The organism is Sporosarcina saromensis, assembly GCF_054901285.1.
The window spans coordinates 1,926,578-1,952,055 of sequence record NZ_CM142738.1; the positions used below are offsets into that span (position 1 = coordinate 1,926,578).

The window sequence follows — 25,478 nt, forward strand, 5'->3', positions numbered from 1 at the left end:
CATTTAAGACAAACAAAAAAACCTTTAGATGCTTGGTACACAGCAAATAAATTGCTACGACTACAAAGCAGCCCAAAAGGTTTTAACTATTCATCACCGAAAGACTAGAGCAGTCTGCAAAAAAATCAATGATAAGGTATACCTAAATCATCCAAATGGATCCCCCGTCGCAAATGTAATTAACCACATGTCACAAAAAAATTCACTGTAGGTGTTTACGAGTAGATAAGGATCTGTTCTTTGATTATTGAACATTACATGCTAAACACTTAACATAGTAAGAATTGGATATACCCATAAATTTCCATTCTCCTCTATAATTTACATAGTCGAAAGAATCAATTTTTTTGTCTGCAAGTGGGTTGTCTCCATTTCTATACCAAATCAGAAAAGCTTTCCCGACACCAGTAGGGTATTTGCCTGCTGCTACATAAGAAGCAACCCAACCACTTGCAACCCCAACAGCAATAGCACCTGCTGGATGTAGCGAAAGAAACCCTGCTATAAGAGAACTTATAATGGTAACTAGAGCGCCTGTACCGTAGGTGTCGAAATTCTTTTGAGCTTCATAGTTGACCCATTTACTACCCTTACTAGTCCAGGGACCAGGCTTTACTCCAGACCGTAGAAAGCCGTCAAAATATTGTATCTCAACGTTTTTATCGGGTGAAATTAGTTGGTCTTCGCCATCTTCCACGGTTACCTCAAAGTGGTTTATATCCCCATTGACAGCAAAATTATTACCCCCAAGTATTTCCACTACCTCTACCATATAATCTGTTATAGCTACCATTGTATCCTTGACATCTGTTTTCAGTATAATAACCTTCTCATCATGTATAATGTCGCTGTAGATTAAATTTTCATTCCAATTTTTTAGAGCTTTGTCTACAATTCGCTTTCTTTCAGGTGAGAGTTCTCTACTGTTTTCAACCGTTTCAGTATTGATTCCTGTTAGATGATTATTAATGATTTCTTGTTTTTTCTTTTCTAGTACATTCGTTTTAGGTGTGTCTTCACTTTTAAACTGATTCGCAAGAGCAATAGGATTAAATGAAGTGTTGAAAGTCATAATTAAAACGATTGTTATAATGAAAAACTTTAACGATTTATTCATCCTTTACTTCCCCCTATCAAAATTGTTGTACCGCATTAAGGTAAACACTTCACCCCTCCTTCATTGCTTGTCTACCTATGTAAGGAATTTTATTTTACGGTATTAATTCCATATTATCTCAAATGAACAAGAATTTCAAGAAATTGTTTGAAAAAAAAGAACCAAAAGACTATTATAAAAATATAGAAATAACCTAGGAGGGAAAAACTATGAAAAAATCGCGTTGGGAACTAGCTAAGCTCGGGCTAGCAGTGGGGGTAGGTTTGTATATTGGATGGGGTTTCGACTATTATGCCGGGTTGGGGGCATTAACCGCTGCATTGTTCTTAATTATCATAAATATAATCTACGTTATCTACACACATCCCAAAAAAAAAGGATAGAAAAGGAGATGTTATTAACATATAGCACATTGTGTAGAAATTCTTATTGGTTAACTTTAAGTCTATTATTCTAATTAAGCATGATACCCACTTAGTCTCTCGTCCTGCGGGTACTCATATATTCTTGTAATCCACGTTATCTATGCTCAAAAAGAAAAAAACGGGAAGTTTCCTCCAGCTTTTAATCCTACTTTATTGTTTGGTCAACATCTCATCTACTTTTTGGTTAAACTGTTTCTCAATTTCATGAGTCCAATCCGTTAGAAATAGATATACTTTTCTTTAGGAATCTCGATAAGGCTTTCCAAACAAACGGTGCTCCATTGGTAATTTCATCGATTACGTTGATTTTCGTTTCAGTCTCTTTACCACCCCCTCTGTTAGGGTAGATGTCGTAGATAGCTAACGTGATATAATTAAGTAAATTACACGGAGGTGACTCGGATACAGGGAAAAATAGAGAACTTTACACGAAAGAACGAAAAGAAGAAATCGTTAAAGCATGATGCCACCGCACAATGAGTCTGTTGCGCAACTTTCGAAAGACGAAGGGATTACAGAATTGACGTTGTACAAATGACGCAATGAAGCGCACGCGGAAGGTGAAGCGACGCCTAGTAATGGGCAACATCCGATAAATGGAGCAGCGAAGACAAGTTCTTAGTCGTGATGGAGACATTGAGATGAATGAAACGGAGCTTGCGGAATATTGCCGGTAAAAGGGATTATTCCGTGAACAGATCGAGGCATGGCGTTCTGTTTGCCTACAGGCAAAGGACAGGCATTTGACCAGGCAAAACAATTGAATACCCAGCTAAAAGAGGAAAAGCAACGCACAAAAGCGTTGAAAAAGGACTTGAAAAAGAAGGAGAAGGTACTCGCTGAGACTGCTGCGTTATTACTGCTTAGAAAAAAGGCCCAAGCGATTTGGGGGACGACGAGGAAGAATGATCAGCCCTTCAAATCGCGTACTCACTGTAGAATTAACCAGGAAGCCAATCAAAATGGCGCACGATTAGCGAATGCTTGTCAGGAGTTACAGATAAGTGTCCGGACATACGAACGTTAGGTGGCAGAGGCTTGATCAGCGTCGGCTTGTCAAACGACCTGTACCCAAAAACAAGTTATCTGAAGAAGAGAAGGAAGAAATCATTACTGTCGTGAAACAAGAAGATTTTGTGGATTTACCACCTACACAAATCGTCCCGAAACTTGCGGATCAAGGAACCTATATTGCTTCAGAATCAACCTTCTATCGTGTGTTGCGTGAGAAAAAGATGAAAACCATCGGGGGCGTAGTAAGAAACCCGAACGGAAATTGCCGAAAAGCCATCTTGCACTGCCCCTAACCAAGTATGGACATGTGATATCACCTGGCTCGCTGGAACTGTAAAAGGATTGTATTATCGTATGTATCTTATTCTGGATTTATTTAGCAGAAAGATAGTCGGTTGGGAGGTTTGAGAAACTGTAGAAGCGAAATATGCGGAAACACTCATAAAAAAGTCGGGCATCATCGAGAAAATCCAAGGTAGGCCACTCTTCCTCCACTCCGACAATGGCAGCCCTATGAAAGAATCAACATTCTGACCTTACTAGAGAAATTATGCATCCAAAGTTCATTTTCAAGACAGCACTTTAAAAAACATGAGTATGTCTATGACGAGCATTGTGACTGCTATCTATGTCCAGAAGGACAGGTCCTTACATTCCGAACAACTACAAAAGAAGGTTATCGCCAATATGCATCGACTTCTTCTATTTGTGCTACTTGTCCAGTGATTGACCAATGCACGCAGAGTAAGAATCAACAAAAGATGAATCAACGTCATATCTGGCAAGACTACTTGGATGTAGCTGAGGACTTGCGCCATAACTATGAAATTAAAGAAGTATATAAGAAGCGTAAAGAGACGATTGAGCGTGTCTTTGCAGATGCCAAAGAAAAGCATGGCATGCGATGGACAACCCTAAAGGGATTAAAAAAATTGTCCATGCAGGCGATGCTAACTTTTGCTGCCTTAATTCTCAAGAAACTGGCAACTTGGACGTGGAAAAGGCCAGCTATGGCATAATAGAAGCCAATATTGCGGGATAAAATGGCCTTTTCCGTTAAAATAACTTCATTTTTGAACGAAAGGGATGGAAATCAATTCGATTTCCATCCCTTTTGTCTACACTCTGGGACGACTTGCTGTTAAAGCAAATGGTCTTTTTTATGGATGAACAATCCGATTGTTATTGATTGGTATCTTTATTCTTGCTATTCTGTATGAAGACAATTATAGAGGGAGGTCAGACGATGAAACTTCGAGTTTCTGCTGTTCAGTATCATCTACATTCCATTCGTTCTTTTGAGGAGTTTGCCAATCAATGTGAGCATTACATTCGGAATGCTCAGGAGTATGAAGCGGAGTTTGTTTTGTTCCCCGAATTTTTCACCACACAATTGCTTTCAATTGGGGATGGAAACGGTAGAGCGATGGGGATTGAAGCATTACCTGGCTTTACGGAGCAATATCTTCAATTGTTCATAAGGCTTGCAACACACTATAACATGCATATCGTGGGCGGCACTCATGTCATTCAGCGTGAGGGGCGCCTATATAATGTCGCTCATTTGTTTTACCCAGACGGTACAATTGGTGAACAGGCGAAACTGCATATTACCCCTTTTGAAATCGAAGGTTGGAATATGGCTGCGGGCGATGAATTGAAAGTTTTTGATACAGCAAAAGGAAGAATTGCTATTTTAACGTGCTATGATATCGAATTTCCGGAAATTGTACGTATGGTGAAAGCAGCAGGTGCCGATGTCATTTTCTGTCCTTCTTGTACGGATGACCGTCACGGTTTTCATCGTGTTCGGTATACGAGTCACGCACGTGCCATCGAAAACCAAGTCTATGTTGTCTTGACGGGGACAGTTGGTTCATTGCCGACAGTCGACTTAATGCGTGCAAACTTTGGGCAAGCAGCGATCATTACGCCAAATGACATACCGTTCCCACCAAAAGGGCTTGCAGCTGAAGGAGAACTGAATAACGATATGTTGGTGACGGCTGATTTGGATTTGTCGTTATTGTACGAAGTACGGGAAAAAGGATCTGTCACGACATGGCGAGATCGTCGGACAGATTTGTATACAGATTGGGGTTCCAGTACACATAGAGGTACAGTCAATGACATATCGCAGTGAACAATTTGTTTTGTTTGATGGGACGTTCATGCCGATAGTGATCCGAAATTATACAGAGGCTGATTTTGACGAGATGATTGCTTTGCAAGCAGCATGTTTTCCGCCGCCCTTTCCGGAAGAATTGTGGTGGAATCGTCAGCAACTGACTGAACATGTACAACGGTTTCCTGAAGGTGCGATTTGTATTGAAAGCAACGGCACACTTATCGGCTCAATTACGAGTTTACGTGTTTCAATGAACGATGATGATCTGTCACATCGTTGGGAAGTAGTAACGGATAACGGCTATATTCGTACGCACGATCCGAACGGCAATGCGTTGTACATTGTCGACATTTGTATTCATCCTGCTTTTCGAAAAGCGGGGCTTGGAAAATGGCTCATGAACGCAATGTACCACCTTGTCATCAAACTCGACGTGCAACGAGTACTCGGTGGCGGCAGGATGCCAGGATATGGGGCAGTTGCGAACGAAATGACTGCACCACAATACATTGAAAAAGTAGTCGCAGGAACGCTTCGAGATCCCGTCGTTTCATTTTTACTGTCAACTGGTAGAATGCCAATCATGCTCATAGAAGATTATTTAGAAGATGAAGCATCAAAAAATTATGCGTTGCTCATGGAATGGAAAAATCCGTTCCATACGTAACTGTCAATTAGGGGGAATTGTACATGGAATATGTTCGCATCACATCAATTGAAGATCCATTGTTTCCGAAAATGCATACGTTACTCGGTGAAGTGTTTCCACCTGAAGAAGTGTTGGAATTCAATCTTTGGAAAGAACCATTGGAAGATCCAAGCATCCGGGTGTTTGTTGCAGTACATGATGGGGAAGTCGTTGGGTCTACAGAATACCGCTATTATCCGCAATGGAATATTGCAATGACCGATTTTACGATTATTGGGAAAACAGGGTTGGGCATTGGTCGATTCCTCGCGAAAAAGCGTGAAGAGGATTTAAAACAGTTAGCAGCAGAAAACGGTAAAGTATTGTTCGGGATGTTTGCCGAAATTTATAATCCGCAAGCACGTGAAGATTTTGCATTCGGAAATGTGTATGCGATGAATCCGTATGTTCGCCGGGAAGTGTTGTCGCATCTTGGCTACAAACGCTTAGACTTCTCCTACGTGCATCCATCTTGGAAAAATGATGGGGAAGCAGTGGAAGGCTTAGATTTCTGTTTTATGCCGATGGATGAAGAGACAAATGCTGTTCAATCTACACTCATTGTTGATTTTCTAACGGACTACTATTCCGTCCTCTCCAACAAACCAGACAAGTGGTTGAAAATGATCGATATGTTAAAACAGAAAGATACAGTGAAATTACTGCCTTTGTAATAAATGTTCAAGCCCTTTGCTCAATACGAGTGAAGGGTTTTTGTATGTTCTGAAAAATTTGTATTGACCAATGTGGTCGATGATTGATATAGTGGATTCGACCACATCGGTCTAATGGGTAAAGGTGGGTAAACGATGAAGGCATTTTCTAATCTAGAAGTTGAAAAACGACAAAAAATCATAAACGCAGCATTCAATGAATTTACTGAAAAAGGCTATGAATTAGCTTCTACTAACCAAATTGTGAAAAATGCAGGGATTGGAAAGGGGATGTTGTTTTATTACTTTACGAACAAGCATGAGCTGTTTTTATTCCTAATTGAGTATGCAATTGAAATAACGGAAAAGGAGTTTTTAAATAAACTGTCCGTTGCACCTGATTTGTTTGAACGATTTAAAAATGTAGCCATTCAAAAGTTGGCATTTTTAACACAGTATCCGAATGCAATGAATTTCATGGCGAAAGTAATGATCAATGAGGCGGTGCAGCTCGATGAAACCATAAAAGAAAAAATTCGAGTGTTGGAGCAAAAAACACATCAACGTTTGTATTCCACAATTGATACGGACTTGTTTCGTGAAGAGATTGATTCAGAGAAAGCGATCAAAATTATTCAATGGGCGTTTCGCGGATACGAAGAAGAAATAACGGTTCGACTGCAGAATGAAAACATAGATGTGCGAAACTTGGAGAACTATTTTGCGGAGTTTCATGAATATGTTGGCGTCATGAAAAAAGCATTTTATAAGGGGGGCCATTAAGATGGCGGTGTTGGAGACGATTGAACTAACGAAGCGTTTTGGGAATTTCACAGCACTGAACAAAGTAAGTATGTCGGTTGAAGAAGGGGAGGTATATGGTTTTATTGGGCCAAATGGGGCTGGTAAGTCAACAACGATTCGTATTTTACTTGGCATGTTGAGGGCGACAAGCGGACAGTCTACAATTTTTGGAATGGATGCATGGAAGGATGCGGTTGAAATCCATAAACGTCTGGCCTATGTCCCTGGGGATGTAAATTTATGGCCCAATTTGACCGGAGGCGAAGTTATTGATTTGTTTACCAAGCTTCGAGGTGAAAATGTTTCAAATCGGCGGAGTGAATGGCTGGAGCGCTTTGGTCTTGATCCTACAAAGAAGTGCCGAACGTATTCAAAAGGAAACCGCCAAAAGGTTGCGCTTGTAGCAGCCTTCTCTTCAAACGCCGATTTGTTCATTTTCGATGAACCGACATCCGGCTTAGACCCGTTAATGGAAAAGGTTTTTCAAGAAAGTGTCAAGGAATTGAAGCGTGAAGGGAAAAGCATTTTCTTATCCAGTCATATTTTATCCGAAGTAGAACGTCTGTGTGACAAGGTTGCCATCATCCGTCAAGGCGAAATTATAGAAGCCGGTACATTGGAGGAATTACGTCATTTAACCCGTGTACATCTTGTCGTTCAAACGAGAGAGCCCCTTACTGCCCTTCATACAATGCAGGGAGTTCACCAAATCAATCAAACTGGAAATGCTTATTCATTTCAAGTAGATGCTGATGCAATGGAGCATGTAATGGCAACGATCAGTACTTTCGGGATTGTTTCATTGGAAAGTGCCCCGCCGACATTGGAGGATTTGTTCATGCGCCATTATGAAGGGGCTGATTCCTAATGCGAACGGTGATGTTTAGGAATCTATTCACAATGAGTCGGTTTATCCTCCGTAGAGATCGTGTCAGGTTATTTGTGTGGCTGTTTTCAATAAGTGCGCTGACATGGTTGACCGCGATTTCGTTTACAGGTCTTTATCAAACTGAACAAGAGCGACAAGCCATTGCAGAAACAATGAAAAATCCAGCCATGTCGGCAATGATAGGAAAAGGATACGGACTAGATGCCTATACAACAGGCGCGATGCTTGCTCATCAAATGTTGTTGTTTACAGCAGTGGCCGTCGCCATTATGAGTATTTTGTTCGTCAACCGACATACAAGAGCAGAGGAAGAAGATGGTCGTTTCGAATTGCTTCGGGCATTGCCAGTCGGTGGGTTAACGAATATTGGGGCGACACTGTTACTAAATGCAACTTTCAACGTATTGTTAGCGATCGTAACAGCAATTGGTCTACTCGCTTTACAGATTGAAAGTATCGATCTAGTCGGTTCAATGCTGTACGGTGCAGCGTTAGGTGTAACTGGAATTTTCTTTGGAGTAGTTACTGCTCTCTTTGCCCAGCTTTCTGAAAGTGCGAGAGGTACGATTGGTTTGTCATTTTCGATCCTTGGATCAGCTTATTTGCTTCGAGCTGTCGGAGATGCAGGAAACGCTATTCTTTCCTGGTTCTCACCTCTAGGTTGGGTGTTAGCAGCAGAAGTATTTGTGAATAATTATTGGTGGCCAATTGTGCTTACGTTGGCAGGCGCATTAGTGATCGCTTGTATTGCCTTCTACTTACACGCTTTACGTGATCTAGGGGCAGGATACATACGAGCGAGGAGAGGGAGGAAAAGTGCCTCTGTTTTCCTGCAAAGTTCATTTGGCCTTGCTTTCAGGCTCCAGCGAACAACCCTCTATTCGTGGGCAATCGGTATGTTCGTGTTAGGTCTTTCATATGGATCCGTCTTAGGAGACTTGGAATCATTTTTCATGGAAAATGAAATGCTCGCACAAATGCTACAGCCTGTAGAAGGGTTCTCATTACTGGAACAATTCATTCCGATGCTCATGTCGGTCATCGCCATGATTGGTACAATTCCTGTCTTACTGGTCATGCTTAAAGTGAGACGTGAGGAAAAGAAAGGACGGTTAGATGCAATACTCAGTCGCTCGGTTTCAAGGATTCGATTACTGAGCGAATACGTCCTATTATCCTTTCTAACTTCCATCGTCATGTTAGGTGTGGGTGCTCTTGGATTATGGAGTGCTAGTTCTGCCGTATTAACAGAAAATCTGTCGATTGGTTTGTTACTGAAAGCGGTATACGTAAATGTCCCTGCGATTCTTGTGATGATTGGGATGGTAATCCTTCTAATTGGGCTGTTGCCGTCGCGCTCAAACGCGATATGGGTCTATTTGATCTATTCTTTTATTGTCGTCTATATGGGCGGTCTGTTGCAATTCCCAGACTGGCTACGCAAGTTATCCCCATTCGGCTATGTCCCACAAGTGCCGATTGAACAGGTGAATGGTACGATAGCTAGTTTGGTCGTACTACTCGGAATCGTCTTGATAGCATTCGGGATGAAAATGTTTAGTAAAAGAGATCTTCAATAGGGGGAGTAGATGGGTGATGTCCTAGTATATCACCTTTTGTTGATGGAAATTACGTCAAACCAAGCCTTCCCTCGCCCGAACCAACCAATCGCACTCCTATTTTGATAGAGTGGAACGATGATACGAAAAAAATGTTATTACCAAATAGGGTTGGACAAAACTCTACATAGACCGTTCCTCTGCGCTTCAAAAGGCACGCTTTCCGCGGGGCGCGCTTGAGCCAATCGAACAACGAAGAGTTCGATTTGCCGTATTTCTGCGTACTTTGCGGAAATTAAGGCATCCTTGCTCCCAACGCTTCGCTTATGCTCGCAAAAGCCGTTCTACGTGACGGCTTTTCCTGTGGGGTCTCAACATTCGCGCTACAATCCCGCAGGAGTCGGCCTTTTTCCGCTCCGTTCCACTCATGATTATGAAAAAGAAACATTGTGAAAGCAAAAATAATATCTGATAATTTTACCTTCATGCATTTTTTATGTTTTGTCCCAGCCTTGTTCTTACAATTAGTCAACCTTTTTAAAAGATTTATTTATACTTTCTAGGATGGTTAAGAGGGGCGGGATATCCCACCCCTCTTAACCGTCCTTTTTAGATACGCCAAAAAGACCTGACGATTTTAATTTTTTTCGAAAGGTCATTGTGGTATAGTTCTAGGTAAGTGATTACGATTTCTGAGCTGGTAGTGCGGACTCATAATCGTATAGAATGCCACACGTCAGTAACTGAAATGTCACTTTCAGAAACTTATTGATGCAGGCGATGATCGCAACCTTATGGGGCTTCCTCTGAGGTTGCTTTTTTAATTTGTAGTAATAATCCACAAAATGATTCGGCTTTCTTTTAGCCATAAGCATAGCGCATATCATAAAATATAGAATCTTCCGCAGATGTTTGTTTCCTCTTTTATTAATACGATCTCTATATTGTGTATTGCCCGACTGGTATCGCATAATATCGATGCCTGCGTAAGCGTTCAATTGTTTCGCATTCTTAAAGCGGCGAATATCTCCAATTTCTCCGATTAATCGGCATGCCGTCGAATCGCCTATACCCGGTATCGAGCGGTAAACAAGATATTCTTTTCGGCCTTCTGATAACTTTTTCATTTGTTTTATCAGTGTATCTTTCTTCTCCTTCAAGTCGGCAATTCGGGACGCGTAATCACGAACCTGGTCGCATCGAATATCATTCGGTTTGATGGCTGGATAGCTGTTTCGCGCTGCTTCCAATAGAACGGATGCTTTCGCTTCAGCTCGTGCCAACGAAAGGTTCTTTCTTGTATTAGCTTTTAAACGATTCTTAATGACCGTCTTTGAATGATCCAGTAAAAGTGCAGGATGCGGATAGAGCTGAACAATATTTAAGAACAGAGCTGAACTTGGTGTAATGAGCTTTTCTAATTCCGGGAAGCTAAGATGTAAAATAGAATGCATTCTGCTTTTCAGTAAAATCATTTCTTCATCAATTTCATCGTAATAACGCGTCAAGGCACGCATCTGTTCATAATAATCATCTTGGATATATGTATGTTTACGCGCCGCTTGGAAATGGGTCTTCGCAAGTTCATGGGCATCACTAAGATCTGTTTTATGCCGCCGCATCTTCGCCATCTGTAAATTGGCTTCAAGTGGATTCATGCGGCAATACGCATAGCCAAAATCTTTGAGAAATGTTTCGATAGGTTTTGAATAGACGCCGGTTGCTTCAAACACGATATCTGGTGCCTGGCCATCTACCTTTGTGATCTCTGCCATTCTTTCGTGCAATCGTTCAAATTCAACACGTGTATGATGAAATTCGCCTTCAAATTCACATTGGCGATAACCATCATAAATCGCAATCGTACTTTTTCCTTTACTCACATCTAAAGCTACGACATGTTTCATGTTCATTTCTCCTTCTTGACCAATCATAGAAGCCTCCACACTACCTTATCGATTCCACTTTCTTATACACGATCTCTATGGACCCAACATACTAAACTGATTCATATAAGGGCGTGAAGTTAGCCGGTTTTAAATACGGACTCAAAAGGTCCAAGAGGCTGGTCGGCTTTTCTTCACTTCTACTATAAAAAAATAGTAGCACAAACCATGGCCTTGGTTTGTACTACTAATGTTAGTATGTTTTCTTTCTTCAAATAAGTCTAATGTTATCTAATTAATGATTTGAAACAATTATTTCTCCATTATCAGTACTTATATAGTATAAAACATCGAATAAGTACTCTTTAGCAGGTCCTTCAGCAGAATTTACATGGATTCTATATACTAAAACATCCCGTTCATATTTTATAGAGTATACACTTTGCATCATTGTATTCCAGTCGGAAGAAATTTTAGGTGAGTCGTGTCCATCTAATTTAGCTTGATCTAATGCGATTCGTTCTGCATCCTCTTGTGTAATATTTATAGGATCTTCCCACGCGCTTTTATGGCCAGGAAACCTAGTTGTTTCCTCACTTGTGGCTGACAAATTGCTGCAACCCGTTAAGAACAAGAGACAGATTACACTTGAAAATAAAATCCTTTTGATGAATAACCCTCCCTATTTTTTATGTAGGATGTATCAAACGTCACGGATATTGTTAGGAATCAAATGACTATGATTGATTTGCAATGCTTATCTAGTTATATTTATAAAGTTATGTTAACTTTACCCTATTGTCCATCACAAAACAATATGTATTCAAAGACACAGGCTTGTTTATTGGCTATTTTTAAATAAGAATTCCATCGACTTGGCATCAGTTAAAAATTCAACAGCAGTAAAAAAGCTTCAGAATCCACCATATGAAAATTTCAAAGAACTATTTCAACAGCTCGTCAGTAAATGGAACCTTGCATACAGACGAACAAAAGTGTTGAAACGCGAAATAGCAATCCGTCCTGATGAGATCGCGAGCCATTCGGGAATAAGAGAGAGATGAAACTAGCAGGATGTAAAGATAGAAACAGGGATTAGAATTGTATATCGAATTACAAAGATACAGTGGATATTCTTAGCGTGAATGGGGCCACTGAACAAATCTACGTTAAATTTTAGTTTTACAACTAGTTGAGTTGAGAATTACACTATAACAAACAAAAAATCCAAGGCTCGCAATGAGCACTTGGATTTCAAGGTATCTATTAAGCAGTTGGTCCGCCTTTAAGCGTGATTTCTTCTGAAACGTGACCGAACTTCTTGAAGTTTTCACGGAACAAGTCCGCCAATTCATTTGCTTTTTCGTCGTATGCTGCTGGATCAGCCCAAGCGTTGCGCGGGTTCAACACTTCTGTTGGAACACCTTCGATTGCTTTTGGCATAGCCAAACCGAATACTTCGTTGATTTCGTATTCAACGTCATTCAATTCACCTGCGATTGCAGCGCGAACCATTGTACGTGTGTGTTTTAACGACATACGTTGTCCGACGCCGTAAACGCCACCTGTCCAGCCTGTATTGACGAGGAATACTTGTGCATCGTGTTCGTCAATTTTCTTTCCTAGCATTTCAGCATACACAGTTGCTGGCAATGGTAGGAAAGGAGATCCGAAACAAGTTGAGAATGTCGCTTCTGGTGATGTGACACCACGCTCTGTTCCTGCAAGTTTGGACGTGAAGCCACTTAGGAAGTGGTACATCGCTTGCTCTTTCGTCAATTTAGAGATTGGAGGCAATACGCCGAATGCGTCCGCAGTCAAGAATACGATTGCTTTCGGATGACCAGCGACAGAAGGAGTCACGATGTTTTCAATGTTGTGGATCGGATATGCCGCACGTGTGTTTTCAGTCAGTGAATTATCATCATAGTCTGGTACTCGTGTTTCTTCGTCTACCACTACGTTCTCTAAAACAGAACCAAATTGGATTGCACCAAAGATTTCAGGTTCTTTTTCTTGTGATAAATTGATACATTTCGCGTAACATCCACCTTCGATATTGAATACGCCATTATCTGACCAACCGTGCTCATCATCACCGATCAATTTACGGTGAGCATCTGCTGATAGGGTAGTTTTACCAGTACCTGATAATCCAAAGAATAAAGCTACGTCGCCTTCTTCTCCAACGTTTGCGGAGCAATGCATTGGAAGAATTCCTTGTTCAGGAAGCAAGTAGTTCATAACAGAGAAAATAGATTTTTTCATTTCTCCAGCATATTCTGTGCCACCAATTAACACAATTCGCTTCTCAAGTGATACAATGATAAATGTTTCGGATTTTGTGCCGTCAACAGCAGGATCTGCTTTGAAAGATGGAGCAGCAAGAATCGTAAATTGTGCTTCGTGTGTTTTCAACTCTTCCGCAGTTGGGCGGATGAATAGATTGTGGACAAACAAGTTTTGCCACGCGTATTCATTAATCACTTGAAGTGACAATTGAGAGTCTTTATCTGCACCTGCAAAGCCTTTGAATACGAACAATTCGTCTTTCGTTTTCAAGTGATTTAGTACTTTCGTATATAGGGAATCGAAAATTTCAGATGAGATTGGGCGATTCACTTTGCCCCAATCGATTTTATCTTTTGTTGAAGCTTCTTCTACAATATATTTATCTTCTGGTGAACGGCCAGTGTACTTTCCAGTTTTCGCAGTAATTGCGCCATCTGATGAAAGTTTCGCTTCTCCGCGAGCAGTCGCCTTTTCAACCAATTCCGCCACTGAAGGCTGTACATTGACGTTGTTGCCTGAGAGCAACTCGTTTAGTCCATTTTCAATTTTCGCTGAGATCATAGTATCTTACCGTCCTTTGCATGTAATCCCATCGTGTGGGTTTCATCACATTTCCGTAAATAGTATAACACATTTAGAATAATAATCTATACTAATTAAAAACTCAAGCACTAAACTCAGAAAAGATTTGACAAAATCCAACTTTTTTCGTAGCATAGGTAAATGAACGGATACTCTTATCCCGAGCTGGCGGAGGGACAGGCCCTATGAAGCCCGGCAACCTGCGCGGACATTGTCTGCGAAAAGGTGCCAAACCTGGAGCAAGGTACGATTCCTTGGACGATAAGAGTGAAAGGTGCTGCTTTTGAAATCATGCCTTTCCTCATGTATTTACGTGAGCGAAGGGCTTTTTATATTTATTTAGCTTTATGTCAATGATTGTAGAGGGAGAGACGTGTAAGACGGTCAACGAACCTCTAACTGGCGTTTGAAATGTTTACTAAATAAATATAAGCCTACGGCGGAAGTCAAAATTTGCCGTGGCCTAATCGATTTTATATGCCCTTAATCCTTGTGTATGTTGACGTCGACTCTCTTCAGGCGTGGAACAAAACTGGGACAAATAGAGTACCGTATCAATATTTGCAAGCTGTTAAGGAGGAAATTACATTGACTAATCGCCGTTTGTTTACATCAGAATCGGTAACTGAAGGACATCCTGACAAAATGTGTGACCAAATCTCGGATGCCATTTTGGATGCAATCCTTGAAGAAGACCCGAATGCACGTGTTGCGTGTGAAACGACCATTACAACTGGTCTCGTGCTCGTCATTGGGGAAATTACTACAACAACGTATGTGGATATTCCAAAAGTTGTTCGTGATACTGTGAAGGAAATTGGGTACACACGTGCTAAATTTGGTTTCGATTGGGAGACATCTTCCGTCTTGACATCGATCGATGAACAGTCACCGGATATTGCAGCAAGTGTCGACCAAGCACTTGAAGCGCGTGAAGGAACAATGACAGATGAGGAACTCGAAGCAATTGGAGCAGGGGACCAAGGATTGATGTTCGGTTTTGCGTGTAATGAAACACCTGAACTCATGCCGTTGCCAATTAGTTTATCCCATAAACTTTCACGTAGACTAGCGTACGTGCGTAAAGAAGAGATTCTTTCCTATTTACGTCCGGACGGTAAAACGCAAGTGACCGTTGAGTATGACGAAAACGACAAACCAGTTCGCATCGATACAATTGTTATCTCAACACAACATCACCCGGATACGCCACTTGCACAAATACAAAAAGAAATAAAAGAGCATGTTATTCTGCCAGTCGTCCCTGCGGAATTGTTAGATGATGAAACAAAATACTTCATTAATCCATCTGGCCGTTTCGTTATCGGTGGACCTCAAGGGGACGCTGGTCTAACAGGACGGAAAATCATCGTTGATACGTATGGCGGCTACGCCCGTCATGGTGGCGGTGCGTTTTCAGGGAAAGACGCGACAAAAGTGGACCGCTCTGCATCTTACGCGGCACGCTATGTGGCAAAAAATATCGTAGCAGCAGGATTGGCTGAACGTTGTGAAGTTCAATTAGCATATGCAATTGGTGTTGCTAAGCCAGTATCCATTTCCATCGATACATTCGGCACAGGAAAAGTCGCTGAAAGCAAGCTCGTTGAAATTGTTCGAGAATTGTTCGACCTTCGTCCAGCAGGCATCATTAAAATGCTTGACCTTCGTCGTCCAATCTACAAACAGACAGCTGCTTATGGACATTTTGGGCGTACGGATATCGAATTGCCATGGGAACAAACAGATAAAGCGGCTGCGTTAGTGGAAAAAGCTGGCGTTGTCACGCAATAAGTATCTACAAACCGGGAAGCATCCTTGCTTCTCGGTTTTTTTGGCTACAGTGGACACCGTAATAGTAGGAAACTATTCCATTAGCAAAGCGTCTAAATCTATAAGTCGGAGGAGGGAGAGGGGTGTAGTTGGCTATGAGCATCTTATTATTAGTGGTCATTGGCGGCATAGCACTAGTTAGCGTAGCAGCGATTATCATCCTATTAGTAGCAGTTAAGAAATAAAGGTGCAGCTCGAGTGAGCAGCACCTGTTTCAGTCTTAAATGGTATTTTTAATGTTACAAGCTATCACAATTCGTCTCTAACGACCCGTTTACTTTTGCATTTGCTTATATATTTGCCCTTTTTCGATGTAACTGTTGACAACGCGTTCCATTTCTTTGCGATCCTCTTCATTTAAATCGCGGACAACTTTGGCAGGAGACCCTAATGCAAGGCAACCAGGTGGGATTTTCTTACCCGGAGGAACAAGCGCTCCTGCGCCGATAAAGGCACCTTCACCAATTTCAGCACCATCGAGAATAATGGAACCCATTCCAATGAGCGCTCCTTTTCGAATAATACAGCTATGTAATAATGCTTTATGGCCAACTGTTACATCGTCTTCAATGAGTAGTGTCTTCCCTGGACTTTGATGAAGACAACTGAGGTCTTGAATGCTAACTCGTTCACCAATAATTGTTGGCGCAACATCACCACGAATGACCGTATTAAACCAAATCGAACTGTTTGCGCCAATCGTGACATCCCCTGTAATTGTCGCGTATTCTGCCACATAGACAGAAGGATCGATTTGTGGTGACTTTCCATTGTATGGATAAATCATCAACATCTCCTCTTTCCTTAAAATCGTGTATAATTTATCGTATCATAAATCCTTTCCGTACAAAAAGGGAATCTCTTTCTTGTAGCGAAAGGAACGGAGGTGAGACACATGTGGAAATGGGAAGCGGAAGGACAGCCAAAAGCAGTCGTCGTCATTGTCCATAGTGCATATGAACATCATAGGAGGTATGCATGGCTCATTCAAAAGCTGCGTAATGGCGGTTTTCATGTTGTCACGACTGACTTGCCTGGACATGGTGCCGAAAGTGGAAGAAAGACACATGATGAATCGTTTGCTTCTTACATAGAGCACGTTAAGAAATTAATAGAAGTAGCATTGCAAGACAATTTGCCTCTTTTTGTAGTAGGGCATGGTCTCGGTGCAACATTGGTTATGGACATTTTGCAAAAAGAAAAACTGGAATGTGCGGGCGTAATCCTCAGTTCACCATGGCTAGCACTGTCCCATCAACCCCCGAGACTTTCAGGGATGTTAACAAAGTTGTCGAGCTCCATGAAAGTGAAGCATGACGTGACGATTGAATTGTTGACGCGCAACTATGATATGTATGTCGAGTTTCAAAATGATAGGCATTATAGTTCCACAGTTGTTGCTTCTTGGTACCGTGAGCTGCAAGCGATGATGAAGTCTATTAATATTCATGAGGACACGATCTTTAACGTCCCCGTCTTACTGCAAACAGGCGGCAATGACAAACTTACAGAAACGGCGTTTGCTAAGAAGTGGTTACTAAAACAACAACTAACCGAGTTTCAATATAAACAATGGAAGCATCTCTACCATGATTTGTATCAAGAGCCTGAACGGGAAGAAGTTTACTTGTACACCGAATCGTTCATGAATAATGTTCTCCGTTCACTCGGCTATATCGTGTAGTACAATGACAAGAGGGGGATTTGTATGACAATTATTGGATTTGTAAGACATGGTGTAACAGCTTGGAATAAGGAAGGAAGGGCACAAGGGAGCTCTGATATCCCGTTAGACGAAGAGGGATTTGAGATGGCAGCGCGTGTTGCTGACCGTTTGGCGGATGAACAATGGGACGTCATCTATTCAAGCCAGCAACTTCGAGCAAAGCAAACTGCTGAAGTCATTGCACAGAAAATGGGGAATGTGGACGTTCGGATTGATCCTCGCCTCCGTGAAGTGGGAGGCGGAAAGATTGAAGGGACGACAGAAGCAGAACGGATTGAAAAGTGGGGAGAAGGCTGGAGACTACTCGATATGGGTTTTGAACCTGCCGAATTAATTCTTGCAAGAGGTACGGAATGCTTAACGGAAATCCAACAACAACACAAAGGAAAAAGAGTGTTAGTTGTTAGTCATGGCAGTTTCATAAAGCGAATGGTCCAAGCACTTGTCCCTAATCCTGCCTATGAAAAAAGTTTAGCGAATACATCACTAACGGTAATTGAACTAGCGGATGATGAAAACCGGTGTGAACTGTTCAATTGTACAAAACATTTATCGTAATTAATTGACTGTTAGACAAGCATGAGCTACGCGTCAACGGGTACTTGGTCAATGCACCTCTAGTCATGCTAAAAAGAGAGCAAGTTGTTTCATCGATAAACATAGAATAAGAGAACGAACCGATACGTTTTCCAACGACGTATTGGAATGGGAGGCTTTTCATTGAAAACAGAAACGAAAAAAGAAGTTTGGTCCTGGATTAAATCCATCGTCATTGCATGTGTACTTGTTTTTGTCATCCGACAATTCCTCTTTGCACCCGTCCTCGTGTCAGGTCAATCAATGGAACCGACTTTTGAATCGGAAAACCGAGTTGTCATCTCCAAAATCCATAAACTCGATCATTTTGATCTGATCGTCTTTCATGCACCTGGTTCAAAGGAAGACTATATTAAGCGCGTCATTGGACTACCAGGTGATACAGTTGTCATGAAAGATGACAAACTCTTCATTAATGGAAAAGAATATGAAGAGCCGTATGTCCAATCGAACAAAGAACGGATTTTCGAAAATCAGAAACTGACTGAGGACTTTGAAGTTACCGTGCCGGAAGGACAATTGTTTGTATTAGGGGATAACCGACGAAATAGTACTGATAGTAGAACAATAGGTTGTATCGATGAAAGTGCAGTCGTTGGAAAAGTAGGCTTTAGGTTTTATCCATTTAATTCAATCGGGATTCCGAAATAAGTGAAAACGACCATTATTGGAGTGGATGGATTAGGCGGGTCAGGAAAAACGACTTTTTCGAAAAGGTTGCAACAAACATTTGAGCGAGCGTACTTGTTTCACTTGGATGATTTTATACACCCGCGAAAAATTCGTTACGACGAAAAATACGAAGAATGGGAAGCTTACTACCACGCTCAGTGGCGGTATGACTATTTGTTGCAAACACTCATCCGTCCTCTATTTGACGGTGAACCGATTGACCAAATCATCCAATTTTATCATAAAGAAACCGATACGTACGATTTAAAAAGAATACAAATTCCGGTAGGGTCAACGGTTATTCTTGAAGGTGTATTTCTTCAACGGGACACACTTCGATCCTATTTTTCGCATGTGTACTATATCGATGTTAATAAAGAAACCCGACTAGCGCGTGTTCTTGACCGAGATGGCTATATAGGTGACAAAGCGGCTATTCTTGCAAAATATGAAAATAGGTATTTTCCAGCAGAAGAACAGTATGTAAAGGAATACAATCCAATCAAGCTTGCACATACAGTCATTACCCATTCGTTTTAAATCGGAGGTAGTTGCAGATGACATTCCCTGAATTGACGACAGAGCGGCTTCAATTAGTCGAAGTGAAGGTAGAACATGCACCAGCCTTATTCAAAAATTTTTCCAACCAGAAACTACTTCAATATTATGGTAGCGAGCCGATGACAGAAGTTGGTCAAGCAGAAAAACTGGTGCATCATTTCAACTCAAGCTATGAAGCAAAACGAGGAATACGCTGGGCAATCCTATTGAAGGATGAGCAACATTTCGTTGGAACAATCGGATTAAATCTTTTGTCGATGGGCATGAAACGGGCAGAAATCGGTTATGAAATCCATCCGGACTATTGGCGTAGTGGAATTACATCTGAAGCACTACAAGCAGTATTGACCTATTCTTTTAAAGAATTAGGCCTACATCGAATGGGTGCTGTCACGTTTTTAGAAAATAGTGCTTCCATTGGTCTTTTAGAGAAATTCGGGTTTCAAAAAGAAGGAATCCTCCGTAGCTATTTAAGGCAAGGCGGGAAGTCGTATGATGCCCAACTGTTTTCCTTGTTGCATACGGAATGGACTTGTCATGAGTAAATCTTCTTCTTTCGGGTATTCTGAATAAGACTACTCATGAAGGAGTGATGACCATGACAAAACAGGACAAACACAACAAGCAAACAGGTCAAACCGACACGAACCGAGCAGAGTTTACAGAAACCGAGTATACAGACGAACAACGAAGAACGAATGAAGTGGCGTCGACTGCGTACCAAGGTAGCAAGAAGGAAAAAGTGGATATCCAAAACGATCGCCTTGAATCAGGTGGCTTTTAACATCGTATAATGGGAAGTAGAAGTTCGGGTTGTTCATCATCCGAACTTCTACTTTTTTCATGGAACTGTGTTCGATGGAGCATCAGCTCTACAATTGTACATACATATGGTAAATTATATACAACGTCAGAAGAAGGAGTATCTATGCATGACTGATTTTTTTACTAGGAAAAAGAACGAATTACAAATTGAATTGAATAGCGTCCAGCAGCAGGCAGTCGTCCAGACGGATGGTCCGCTGTTGTTATTAGCTTGCCCAGGTTCAGGGAAAACAACGACGATGATTATGCGAATCGGCTATTTAATCGAAGAACAAAACGTGCATCCATCTCGCATTAAAGCGATTACGTTCAGTAAATCGGCTGCACAAGACATGACCGAACGTTTCAAACGTTTTTTTCCTCAACACCCACCAATTGACTTTTCAACAATCCATAGCTTAGGATTTGCCATTACGCGAACGTACATGACAAAGACTGGCGTCTCGTATGAATTAATTGAAGGTGGGAGAGGGAAAACAGGACTCCACAAATCACAAATCCTAAAAAATCTGTATAAACAAGTGTTAAAAGACGATGGAACAGAGGATGAATTGAATGCGCTCTCCACATTCATTAGTGCGTTGAAAAACCAGATGGTGCCTTTCAAAGACTGGGAAAACGTTTCCGGCCCGTTTGATCGGGCTGGTGAAATTGCGCTGAAATATGAACAATTGAAATCAAAAACACCGGGGCATCTGTTACTTGATTTCGATGATATGTTAACGATTGCAGAACAAGCTTTACGGACAGATGAGCAGATTGCGGATCAATTTCGTCAACAATACGATTACTTGTTGACGGATGAAAGCCAAGATACGTCACTCGTACAGCACCGAATAGTAGAGCACTTAGTCGCCCATCATGGAAATCTCTGTGTTGTGGCGGATGATGACCAATCGATCTATACGTGGCGCGGGGCAGACCCTCAATACTTGCTCGATTTCAAAAAGGTTTATCCCGATGCACAACTGCTGATGATGGAACAAAACTATCGTTCTTCAAAAGAAATTGTTGAGACTGCTGCAAAATTTATTAAGCGAAATAAACACCGCTATGAGAAAGAAATGATGACCGCAAATGGCGATGCAGGACCCATACATATTCGGCAATTTGAAGATCAGAAACGTCAACTTGAATACATTACGTATGAATTGTTAAATGAGCAGCATTTGAACGAAATCGCGATTTTATTCCGCAATAATGCGTCTTCGACATTGTATGTGAATGAACTGCATCGTAGAGGCATTCCGTTTTACATGAAAGACGCTGACGACAAATTCTTCTCCCATTGGGTCGTTGAAGATATGCTGAACTTTATGCGCCTCAGTTTCAATGTCGAACGGAAAGACATTTTTGCAAAAATCGCTATGAAGCTCAATCTATTCATTTCCCGCACGATGCTCAATGAATTCCTTGGAAAAGACACGGATGGCAATGTATTTGATGCTTTTATGCAAACCGTCCAACTGAAAAATACACAAAAGGACAAGCTCACTGCTTATAAAGCTGTATATAAAAAGATTCCTGACATGCGCCCGGCTCAAGTGATTCGAGTCATTCGTTACGAATTGGAATATGAAGATGCGCTAAAAAGCCGTGCAGAAAAATTCGGTTACCGGATTGAACACCTTCTCGGAATTTTGGATACGCTTGAAGGCATTGCGTCGCAAGTACGGACGATGGTGGAATTTGCAAATCGATTGAAAGAGTTGGAAGTAGCTGTCCAACAAGCAAAATTTAATCCCCCTGCAAATGCGTTGACGTTATCCACTTTCCATAGCGCAAAAGGGTTGGAATTTAGACGCGTCTTCATGATCGACTTAGTAAAAGGGGTCATTCCTTCTGAAGAGGACGAGTTGGATCCACTTCTGTTGGAAGAAGCACGCCGTTTGTTTTACGTCGGGATGACACGTGCAAAAGAACGGTTGGAATTACTTTCGTACCAACAGCACAATGGTAAATCGAAAGAAGATTCCCGGTTTGTCAATGAAGTGCGAGGCATCCTCATGAAACCGGAAGATCGCATCATTGAAAAAGAGAAATTATTGAAACGTAAAAAAGTGAATGAAGCCGACAATCCAAATGGTATTAGTGAGAGAGGAAAGTTAGCAGTCGGTATGCCCGTTTCCCATCGCGTTTTTGGGCGAGGAACGATTGTTGACATCGGGGAAGCCGACATCCACATTCAATTTGATAAGTCTGAAAAACGCCTTTCTCTTGAAATGATTTTAACGCGACGCTTACTGGAAGAGGTGGACGTATGAAGGTAGCGTTATATGTTGGCATAGCAGGAGCGATCGGTGCACTCAGCCGAGTGGCTATAGGGGAGTTTTTGCATGGATTAACCGTATTTCCGCTTGCCACATTCATCGGAAACATGATCGGTACGTTCCTCCTTTGTTTACTTGGAGGAGGGCTTTTGCAACGGTTCGTTCAAAATGGTACGCTTCAAACTGCTGTGACGACAGGTTTTTTTGGCTCCTTTACGACGTTTTCCGCAGTCAGTATGGAAACGGTCGATTTATTTCAGCGAGGGAATGCAATGATTGCTAGTAGCTATTTATTGGCAAGTGTTACCGTAGGGCTCTATTTAGGGTTTGTCGGCATGCGGCTCGGCCGGAAGGTGGTGCGGGCATGACGATGATGGAGGGTGTTGTTGTAGCGATGGGTGGATGTATCGGTGCGATTGTCCGTTATTTTTTCTCCGTTAAGTTAAACAAAGAGGACGGACTTCCGATTGGTACACTTGTCGTCAATGTAACAGGATCATTACTAATTGGTGTTGTTTTCGGCTTACAACTATCGCTGCTTTGGACGCTCTTTCTCGTTTCCGGTTTAGCAGGTTCTCTAACCACTTTCTCCACGTTGAACAAGGAGTTTGTATTGTTATGGGAGAGTGGAAATCGAAAGGCGTTTGTAGGATATCTTCTCTCTACATACGGGTTGGGTTTGTTTAGTGCGTTGATCGGCTATTCTGTTGGTGTGAATGTGTAAAATTTTTTACGTTTTGAGTCGGTCCAGTCGGGAATAGAGTAGGTGACTACAAAATCGACTGGAGGAATTGTTTTGACCGCAAACAATGAACGCTTAAGCAAAGACAAACAGCTCGATCAGTATCGTTCACTCGATAAAGGGAAGAAAATGACGACCAATCAAGGATTAAAAATATCCGAAGACGAACATTCCTTGAAAGCCGGTTCCAGAGGACCGACGTTAATGGAGGATTTTCATTTCCGTGAAAAAATGACACACTTTGACCATGAGCGTATTCCAGAGCGTGTCGTCCACGCAAGAGGATTTGCTGCTCATGGCGAGTTTGAATTATACGAGTCAATGAAAGACTATACAAAGGCAGCATTTTTGCAAAAACCTGGATCCAAAACGCCTGTTTTTACGCGTTTTTCTACAGTGGCAGGGAGTCGGGGATCGGCTGAGACGGTTCGTGATGTGCGAGGATTTGCCGTGAAATTTTACACAGAGGAAGGGAATTACGATTTAGTCGGCAATAATATGCCTGTATTTTTCATTCAAGATGCCATTAAATTTCCGGATTTAATTCACGCAGTAAAACCTGAACCTCATAATGAAATGCCTCAAGCAGCTTCAGCCCATGATACGTTTTGGGATTTTGTCGCGAACAACCAAGAGTCTGCCCATATGATCATGTGGCATTTGTCGGACCGGGCCATCCCACGGAGTTTCAGAATGATGGAAGGTTTCGGTGTCCATACGTTCCGTTTTGTGAATGCAGAAGGAAAAGCGCATTTTGTGAAGTTCCATTGGAAGCCGAAACTAGGTGTGCATTCATTAGTGTGGGATGAAGCACAAAAAATTAGCGGGAAAGACCCCGATTTCCATCGTCGCGACTTATGGGAAGCGATTGAAAATGGAGATTTTGTGGAATTTGAATTAGGTGTCCAACTCATTGACGAGAAAGATGAATTCATGTTTGACTTCGATATTCTCGATCCGACAAAGATTTGGCCTGAAGAACAAGTTCCTGTAAAAATTATCGGGAAGATGACGTTAAACCGTAATGTGGACAATGTTTTCGCTGAAACCGAACAAGTCGCATTCCATCCTGGTCATGTTGTACCGGGTATCGACTTTACGAATGATCCACTGCTGCAAGGCAGATTGTTCTCCTATACGGATACACAACTGATTCGGTTAGGCGGACCGAATTTCCACGAGTTGCCGATTAATCGCCCTGTTTGTCCGTTCCATAATAATCAGCGGGACGGTTATGGCAGGCAGACAATCAATGTCGGCCAAGTAAGTTACCATAAAAATTCTTTAGCGGATAATACACCTTCCACCTCGAGTGAAGAAGAGGGTGGATATGTGCATTATGAAGAAAAAGTAGAAGGACGCAAAATCCAGGCGCGAAGTGATTCATTCAAAGATCATTTCTCCCAAGCGAAGTTGTTCTGGAACAGTATGTCGAAAACCGAGAAAAAACATATTGTCGATGCATTCAGTTTCGAAGTCGGGAAAGTGAAAAACAAAGAGATTCGCCAGCAAGTTGTCGACATGTTTGCGAATGTCGATGTCGGTCTAGCAACAGCAGTGGCGGAAGCAGTAGGGACTGAGTTCCCGACAGATGTTGAAGAATCTCAAGTGACCGAGACGTCACCGGCATTAAGTCAACTGACGACAGCGAAACTTCCGAACACGCGCAAAGTGGCCGTGCTGATCGGCAAAGGATTTAACGGTGAGGAAGTAGAGTCAGTCGTCAATGCATGTGTGGAAGCTGGCATGACCGTTGACGTCGTCAGCGATAAATTTGGTGTCGTTTACGGTAAAAACGATTTGGCAGTTGAAGTGGATGAAACATTTTTAACTGTCCATTCGACGTTGTATGACGCTATTTATGTAGTCGGTGGAGAAGCTGACAATATGAAAAAATTCACGATGGATACAGTAGAGTTCATCAACGAAGCGTACAAGCATTACAAACCGATTGCCGTTGCATCTACTGGAAAAACGTTCTTTGAAGCTTCTGACGCAGAAGAAGGCCGGGGAGTCATTATAGGAGAAGATTCTTCTAAGTTCGGCAAAGCATTTGTCGATGCAGTGGCAGCACATCGCCATTGGGATCGGAAAGTGTTTGGCTGGGAAGGATGAAAAATGAGAAAACTGTCAACCTGTATGGGGTTGGCGGTTTTTTTATGAATTTATTTCAAAAAAAGATTGCTGAAATTTATTGCAGAGGTCATTAATCTAA

At 41.8% G+C, this 25,478-nt stretch carries 24 protein-coding genes, 1 pseudogene and 1 riboswitch; of the genes and pseudogenes, 20 read left to right on the forward strand and 5 right to left on the reverse strand.

All coding sequences use genetic code 11. From position 1 onward, the window contains the following. Nucleotides 1-244: 244 nt before the first annotated feature. Nucleotides 245-1,117, reverse strand: a complete 873-nt coding sequence (locus ACVHUV_RS09605; protein WP_462084451.1) for a hypothetical protein — start codon at nucleotides 1,115-1,117, stop codon at nucleotides 245-247. A gap of 1,143 nt (nucleotides 1,118-2,260) precedes the next feature. On the opposite strand from ACVHUV_RS09605, the gene ACVHUV_RS09610 reads away from it, so the two are divergent. The 9 genes and pseudogenes from ACVHUV_RS09610 to ACVHUV_RS09650 all read left to right on the forward strand — a co-directional run bounded on the left by ACVHUV_RS09610 (nucleotide 2,261) and on the right by ACVHUV_RS09650 (nucleotide 9,298). Then, a complete protein-coding gene (locus ACVHUV_RS09610) occupies nucleotides 2,261-2,569 on the forward strand; it encodes a hypothetical protein (protein ID WP_462084452.1) in 309 nt (102 codons plus the stop codon). Next, nucleotides 2,547-2,849, forward strand: a complete 303-nt coding sequence (locus ACVHUV_RS09615) for a helix-turn-helix domain-containing protein (protein ID WP_462084453.1) — start codon at nucleotides 2,547-2,549, stop codon at nucleotides 2,847-2,849. The genes ACVHUV_RS09610 and ACVHUV_RS09615 overlap by 23 nt, the downstream gene beginning before the upstream one ends. A 288-nt stretch (nucleotides 2,850-3,137) precedes the next feature. Continuing rightward, nucleotides 3,138-3,575: pseudogene (locus ACVHUV_RS09620) on the forward strand (transposase); the annotation flags it as partial. A 227-nt stretch (nucleotides 3,576-3,802) separates the two neighbouring features. Continuing rightward, entirely contained in the window at nucleotides 3,803-4,699 is an 897-nt protein-coding gene (locus tag ACVHUV_RS09625; RefSeq protein WP_462084454.1) for a carbon-nitrogen hydrolase family protein, read from the forward strand. Next, on the forward strand, nucleotides 4,683-5,351 hold the full coding sequence (locus ACVHUV_RS09630) for a GNAT family N-acetyltransferase (protein ID WP_462084455.1): 669 nt from the start codon (nucleotides 4,683-4,685) through the stop codon (nucleotides 5,349-5,351). The genes ACVHUV_RS09625 and ACVHUV_RS09630 overlap by 17 nt, the downstream gene beginning before the upstream one ends. Before the next feature lie 23 nt (nucleotides 5,352-5,374). Further along, nucleotides 5,375-6,046, forward strand: coding sequence for a GNAT family N-acetyltransferase (locus tag ACVHUV_RS09635; RefSeq protein ID WP_371389696.1), 672 nt, complete (start codon nucleotides 5,375-5,377; stop codon nucleotides 6,044-6,046). Between the two features lie 135 nt (nucleotides 6,047-6,181). Then, nucleotides 6,182-6,808, forward strand: coding sequence for a TetR/AcrR family transcriptional regulator (locus ACVHUV_RS09640; RefSeq protein ID WP_462084456.1), 627 nt, complete (start codon nucleotides 6,182-6,184; stop codon nucleotides 6,806-6,808). Nucleotide 6,809: 1 nt separating this feature from the next. Beyond that, entirely contained in the window at nucleotides 6,810-7,697 is an 888-nt protein-coding gene (locus ACVHUV_RS09645) for an ABC transporter ATP-binding protein (protein WP_462084457.1), read from the forward strand. Nucleotides 7,698-7,729: 32 nt separating this feature from the next. Beyond that, the gene (locus ACVHUV_RS09650; protein ID WP_462084458.1) at nucleotides 7,730-9,298 is read left to right on the forward strand and encodes an ABC transporter permease; all 1,569 of its coding nucleotides are present in this window, start codon (nucleotides 7,730-7,732) and stop codon (nucleotides 9,296-9,298) included. 662 nt (nucleotides 9,299-9,960) lie between these two features. Here the strand turns inward: ACVHUV_RS09650 and ACVHUV_RS09655 are convergent. The 3 genes from ACVHUV_RS09655 to pckA form a co-directional block, all read right to left on the reverse strand. Further along, nucleotides 9,961-11,184, reverse strand: a complete 1,224-nt coding sequence (locus ACVHUV_RS09655; RefSeq protein ID WP_371391898.1) for an IS110 family RNA-guided transposase — start codon at nucleotides 11,182-11,184, stop codon at nucleotides 9,961-9,963. 274 nt (nucleotides 11,185-11,458) lie between these two features. Then, a complete protein-coding gene (locus ACVHUV_RS09660; RefSeq protein WP_462084459.1) occupies nucleotides 11,459-11,773 on the reverse strand; it encodes a hypothetical protein in 315 nt (104 codons plus the stop codon). Between the two features lie 656 nt (nucleotides 11,774-12,429). Next, a complete protein-coding gene (pckA, locus tag ACVHUV_RS09665; protein WP_462084460.1) occupies nucleotides 12,430-14,016 on the reverse strand; it encodes a phosphoenolpyruvate carboxykinase (ATP) in 1,587 nt (528 codons plus the stop codon). A gap of 173 nt (nucleotides 14,017-14,189) precedes the next feature. Then, nucleotides 14,190-14,305, forward strand: a riboswitch (SAM riboswitch). A gap of 320 nt (nucleotides 14,306-14,625) precedes the next feature. Between pckA and metK the strand changes: the two genes are divergently transcribed. Beyond that, nucleotides 14,626-15,831, forward strand: coding sequence for a methionine adenosyltransferase (metK, locus tag ACVHUV_RS09670; protein ID WP_371389702.1), 1,206 nt, complete (start codon nucleotides 14,626-14,628; stop codon nucleotides 15,829-15,831). Between the two features lie 313 nt (nucleotides 15,832-16,144). On the opposite strand, the gene ACVHUV_RS09675 is transcribed toward metK, so the two are convergent. Beyond that, entirely contained in the window at nucleotides 16,145-16,657 is a 513-nt protein-coding gene (locus ACVHUV_RS09675) for a gamma carbonic anhydrase (RefSeq protein ID WP_371389703.1), read from the reverse strand. Nucleotides 16,658-16,765: 108 nt separating this feature from the next. On the opposite strand from ACVHUV_RS09675, the gene ACVHUV_RS09680 reads away from it, so the two are divergent. From ACVHUV_RS09680 to ACVHUV_RS09725, 10 genes are all read left to right on the forward strand, one after another. Continuing rightward, nucleotides 16,766-17,554 (forward strand): alpha/beta hydrolase, encoded by a 789-nt coding sequence (locus ACVHUV_RS09680; RefSeq protein ID WP_317946478.1) that lies wholly within the window; start codon nucleotides 16,766-16,768, stop codon nucleotides 17,552-17,554. 24 nt (nucleotides 17,555-17,578) lie between these two features. Beyond that, complete coding sequence (locus tag ACVHUV_RS09685) at nucleotides 17,579-18,154, forward strand: histidine phosphatase family protein (protein WP_462084461.1); 576 nt, start codon at nucleotides 17,579-17,581, stop codon at nucleotides 18,152-18,154. 162 nt (nucleotides 18,155-18,316) lie between these two features. Beyond that, nucleotides 18,317-18,844, forward strand: coding sequence for a signal peptidase I (gene lepB / locus ACVHUV_RS09690; protein ID WP_462084462.1), 528 nt, complete (start codon nucleotides 18,317-18,319; stop codon nucleotides 18,842-18,844). Beyond that, nucleotides 18,845-19,405 (forward strand): nucleoside/nucleotide kinase family protein, encoded by a 561-nt coding sequence (locus tag ACVHUV_RS09695; protein ID WP_462084463.1) that lies wholly within the window; start codon nucleotides 18,845-18,847, stop codon nucleotides 19,403-19,405. Nucleotides 19,406-19,422: 17 nt separating this feature from the next. After that, nucleotides 19,423-19,971 (forward strand): GNAT family N-acetyltransferase, encoded by a 549-nt coding sequence (locus ACVHUV_RS09700; RefSeq protein ID WP_462084464.1) that lies wholly within the window; start codon nucleotides 19,423-19,425, stop codon nucleotides 19,969-19,971. A gap of 53 nt (nucleotides 19,972-20,024) precedes the next feature. Further along, on the forward strand, nucleotides 20,025-20,210 hold the full coding sequence (locus ACVHUV_RS09705) for a hypothetical protein (protein ID WP_317946488.1): 186 nt from the start codon (nucleotides 20,025-20,027) through the stop codon (nucleotides 20,208-20,210). Between the two features lie 148 nt (nucleotides 20,211-20,358). Next, on the forward strand, nucleotides 20,359-22,515 hold the full coding sequence (locus ACVHUV_RS09710; protein WP_462084465.1) for an ATP-dependent helicase: 2,157 nt from the start codon (nucleotides 20,359-20,361) through the stop codon (nucleotides 22,513-22,515). Further along, nucleotides 22,512-22,889: a fluoride efflux transporter FluC gene (locus ACVHUV_RS09715; RefSeq protein ID WP_462084466.1), complete on the forward strand. Its 378-nt coding sequence runs from the start codon at nucleotides 22,512-22,514 to the stop codon at nucleotides 22,887-22,889. The genes ACVHUV_RS09710 and ACVHUV_RS09715 overlap by 4 nt, the downstream gene beginning before the upstream one ends. After that, nucleotides 22,886-23,245, forward strand: a complete 360-nt coding sequence (locus ACVHUV_RS09720) for a fluoride efflux transporter FluC (protein ID WP_462084467.1) — start codon at nucleotides 22,886-22,888, stop codon at nucleotides 23,243-23,245. Before ACVHUV_RS09715 ends, ACVHUV_RS09720 begins: the two co-directional genes overlap by 4 nt. 72 nt (nucleotides 23,246-23,317) lie before the next feature. Then, on the forward strand, nucleotides 23,318-25,378 hold the full coding sequence (locus ACVHUV_RS09725) for a catalase (RefSeq protein WP_462084468.1): 2,061 nt from the start codon (nucleotides 23,318-23,320) through the stop codon (nucleotides 25,376-25,378). Nucleotides 25,379-25,478 lie beyond the last annotated feature (100 nt).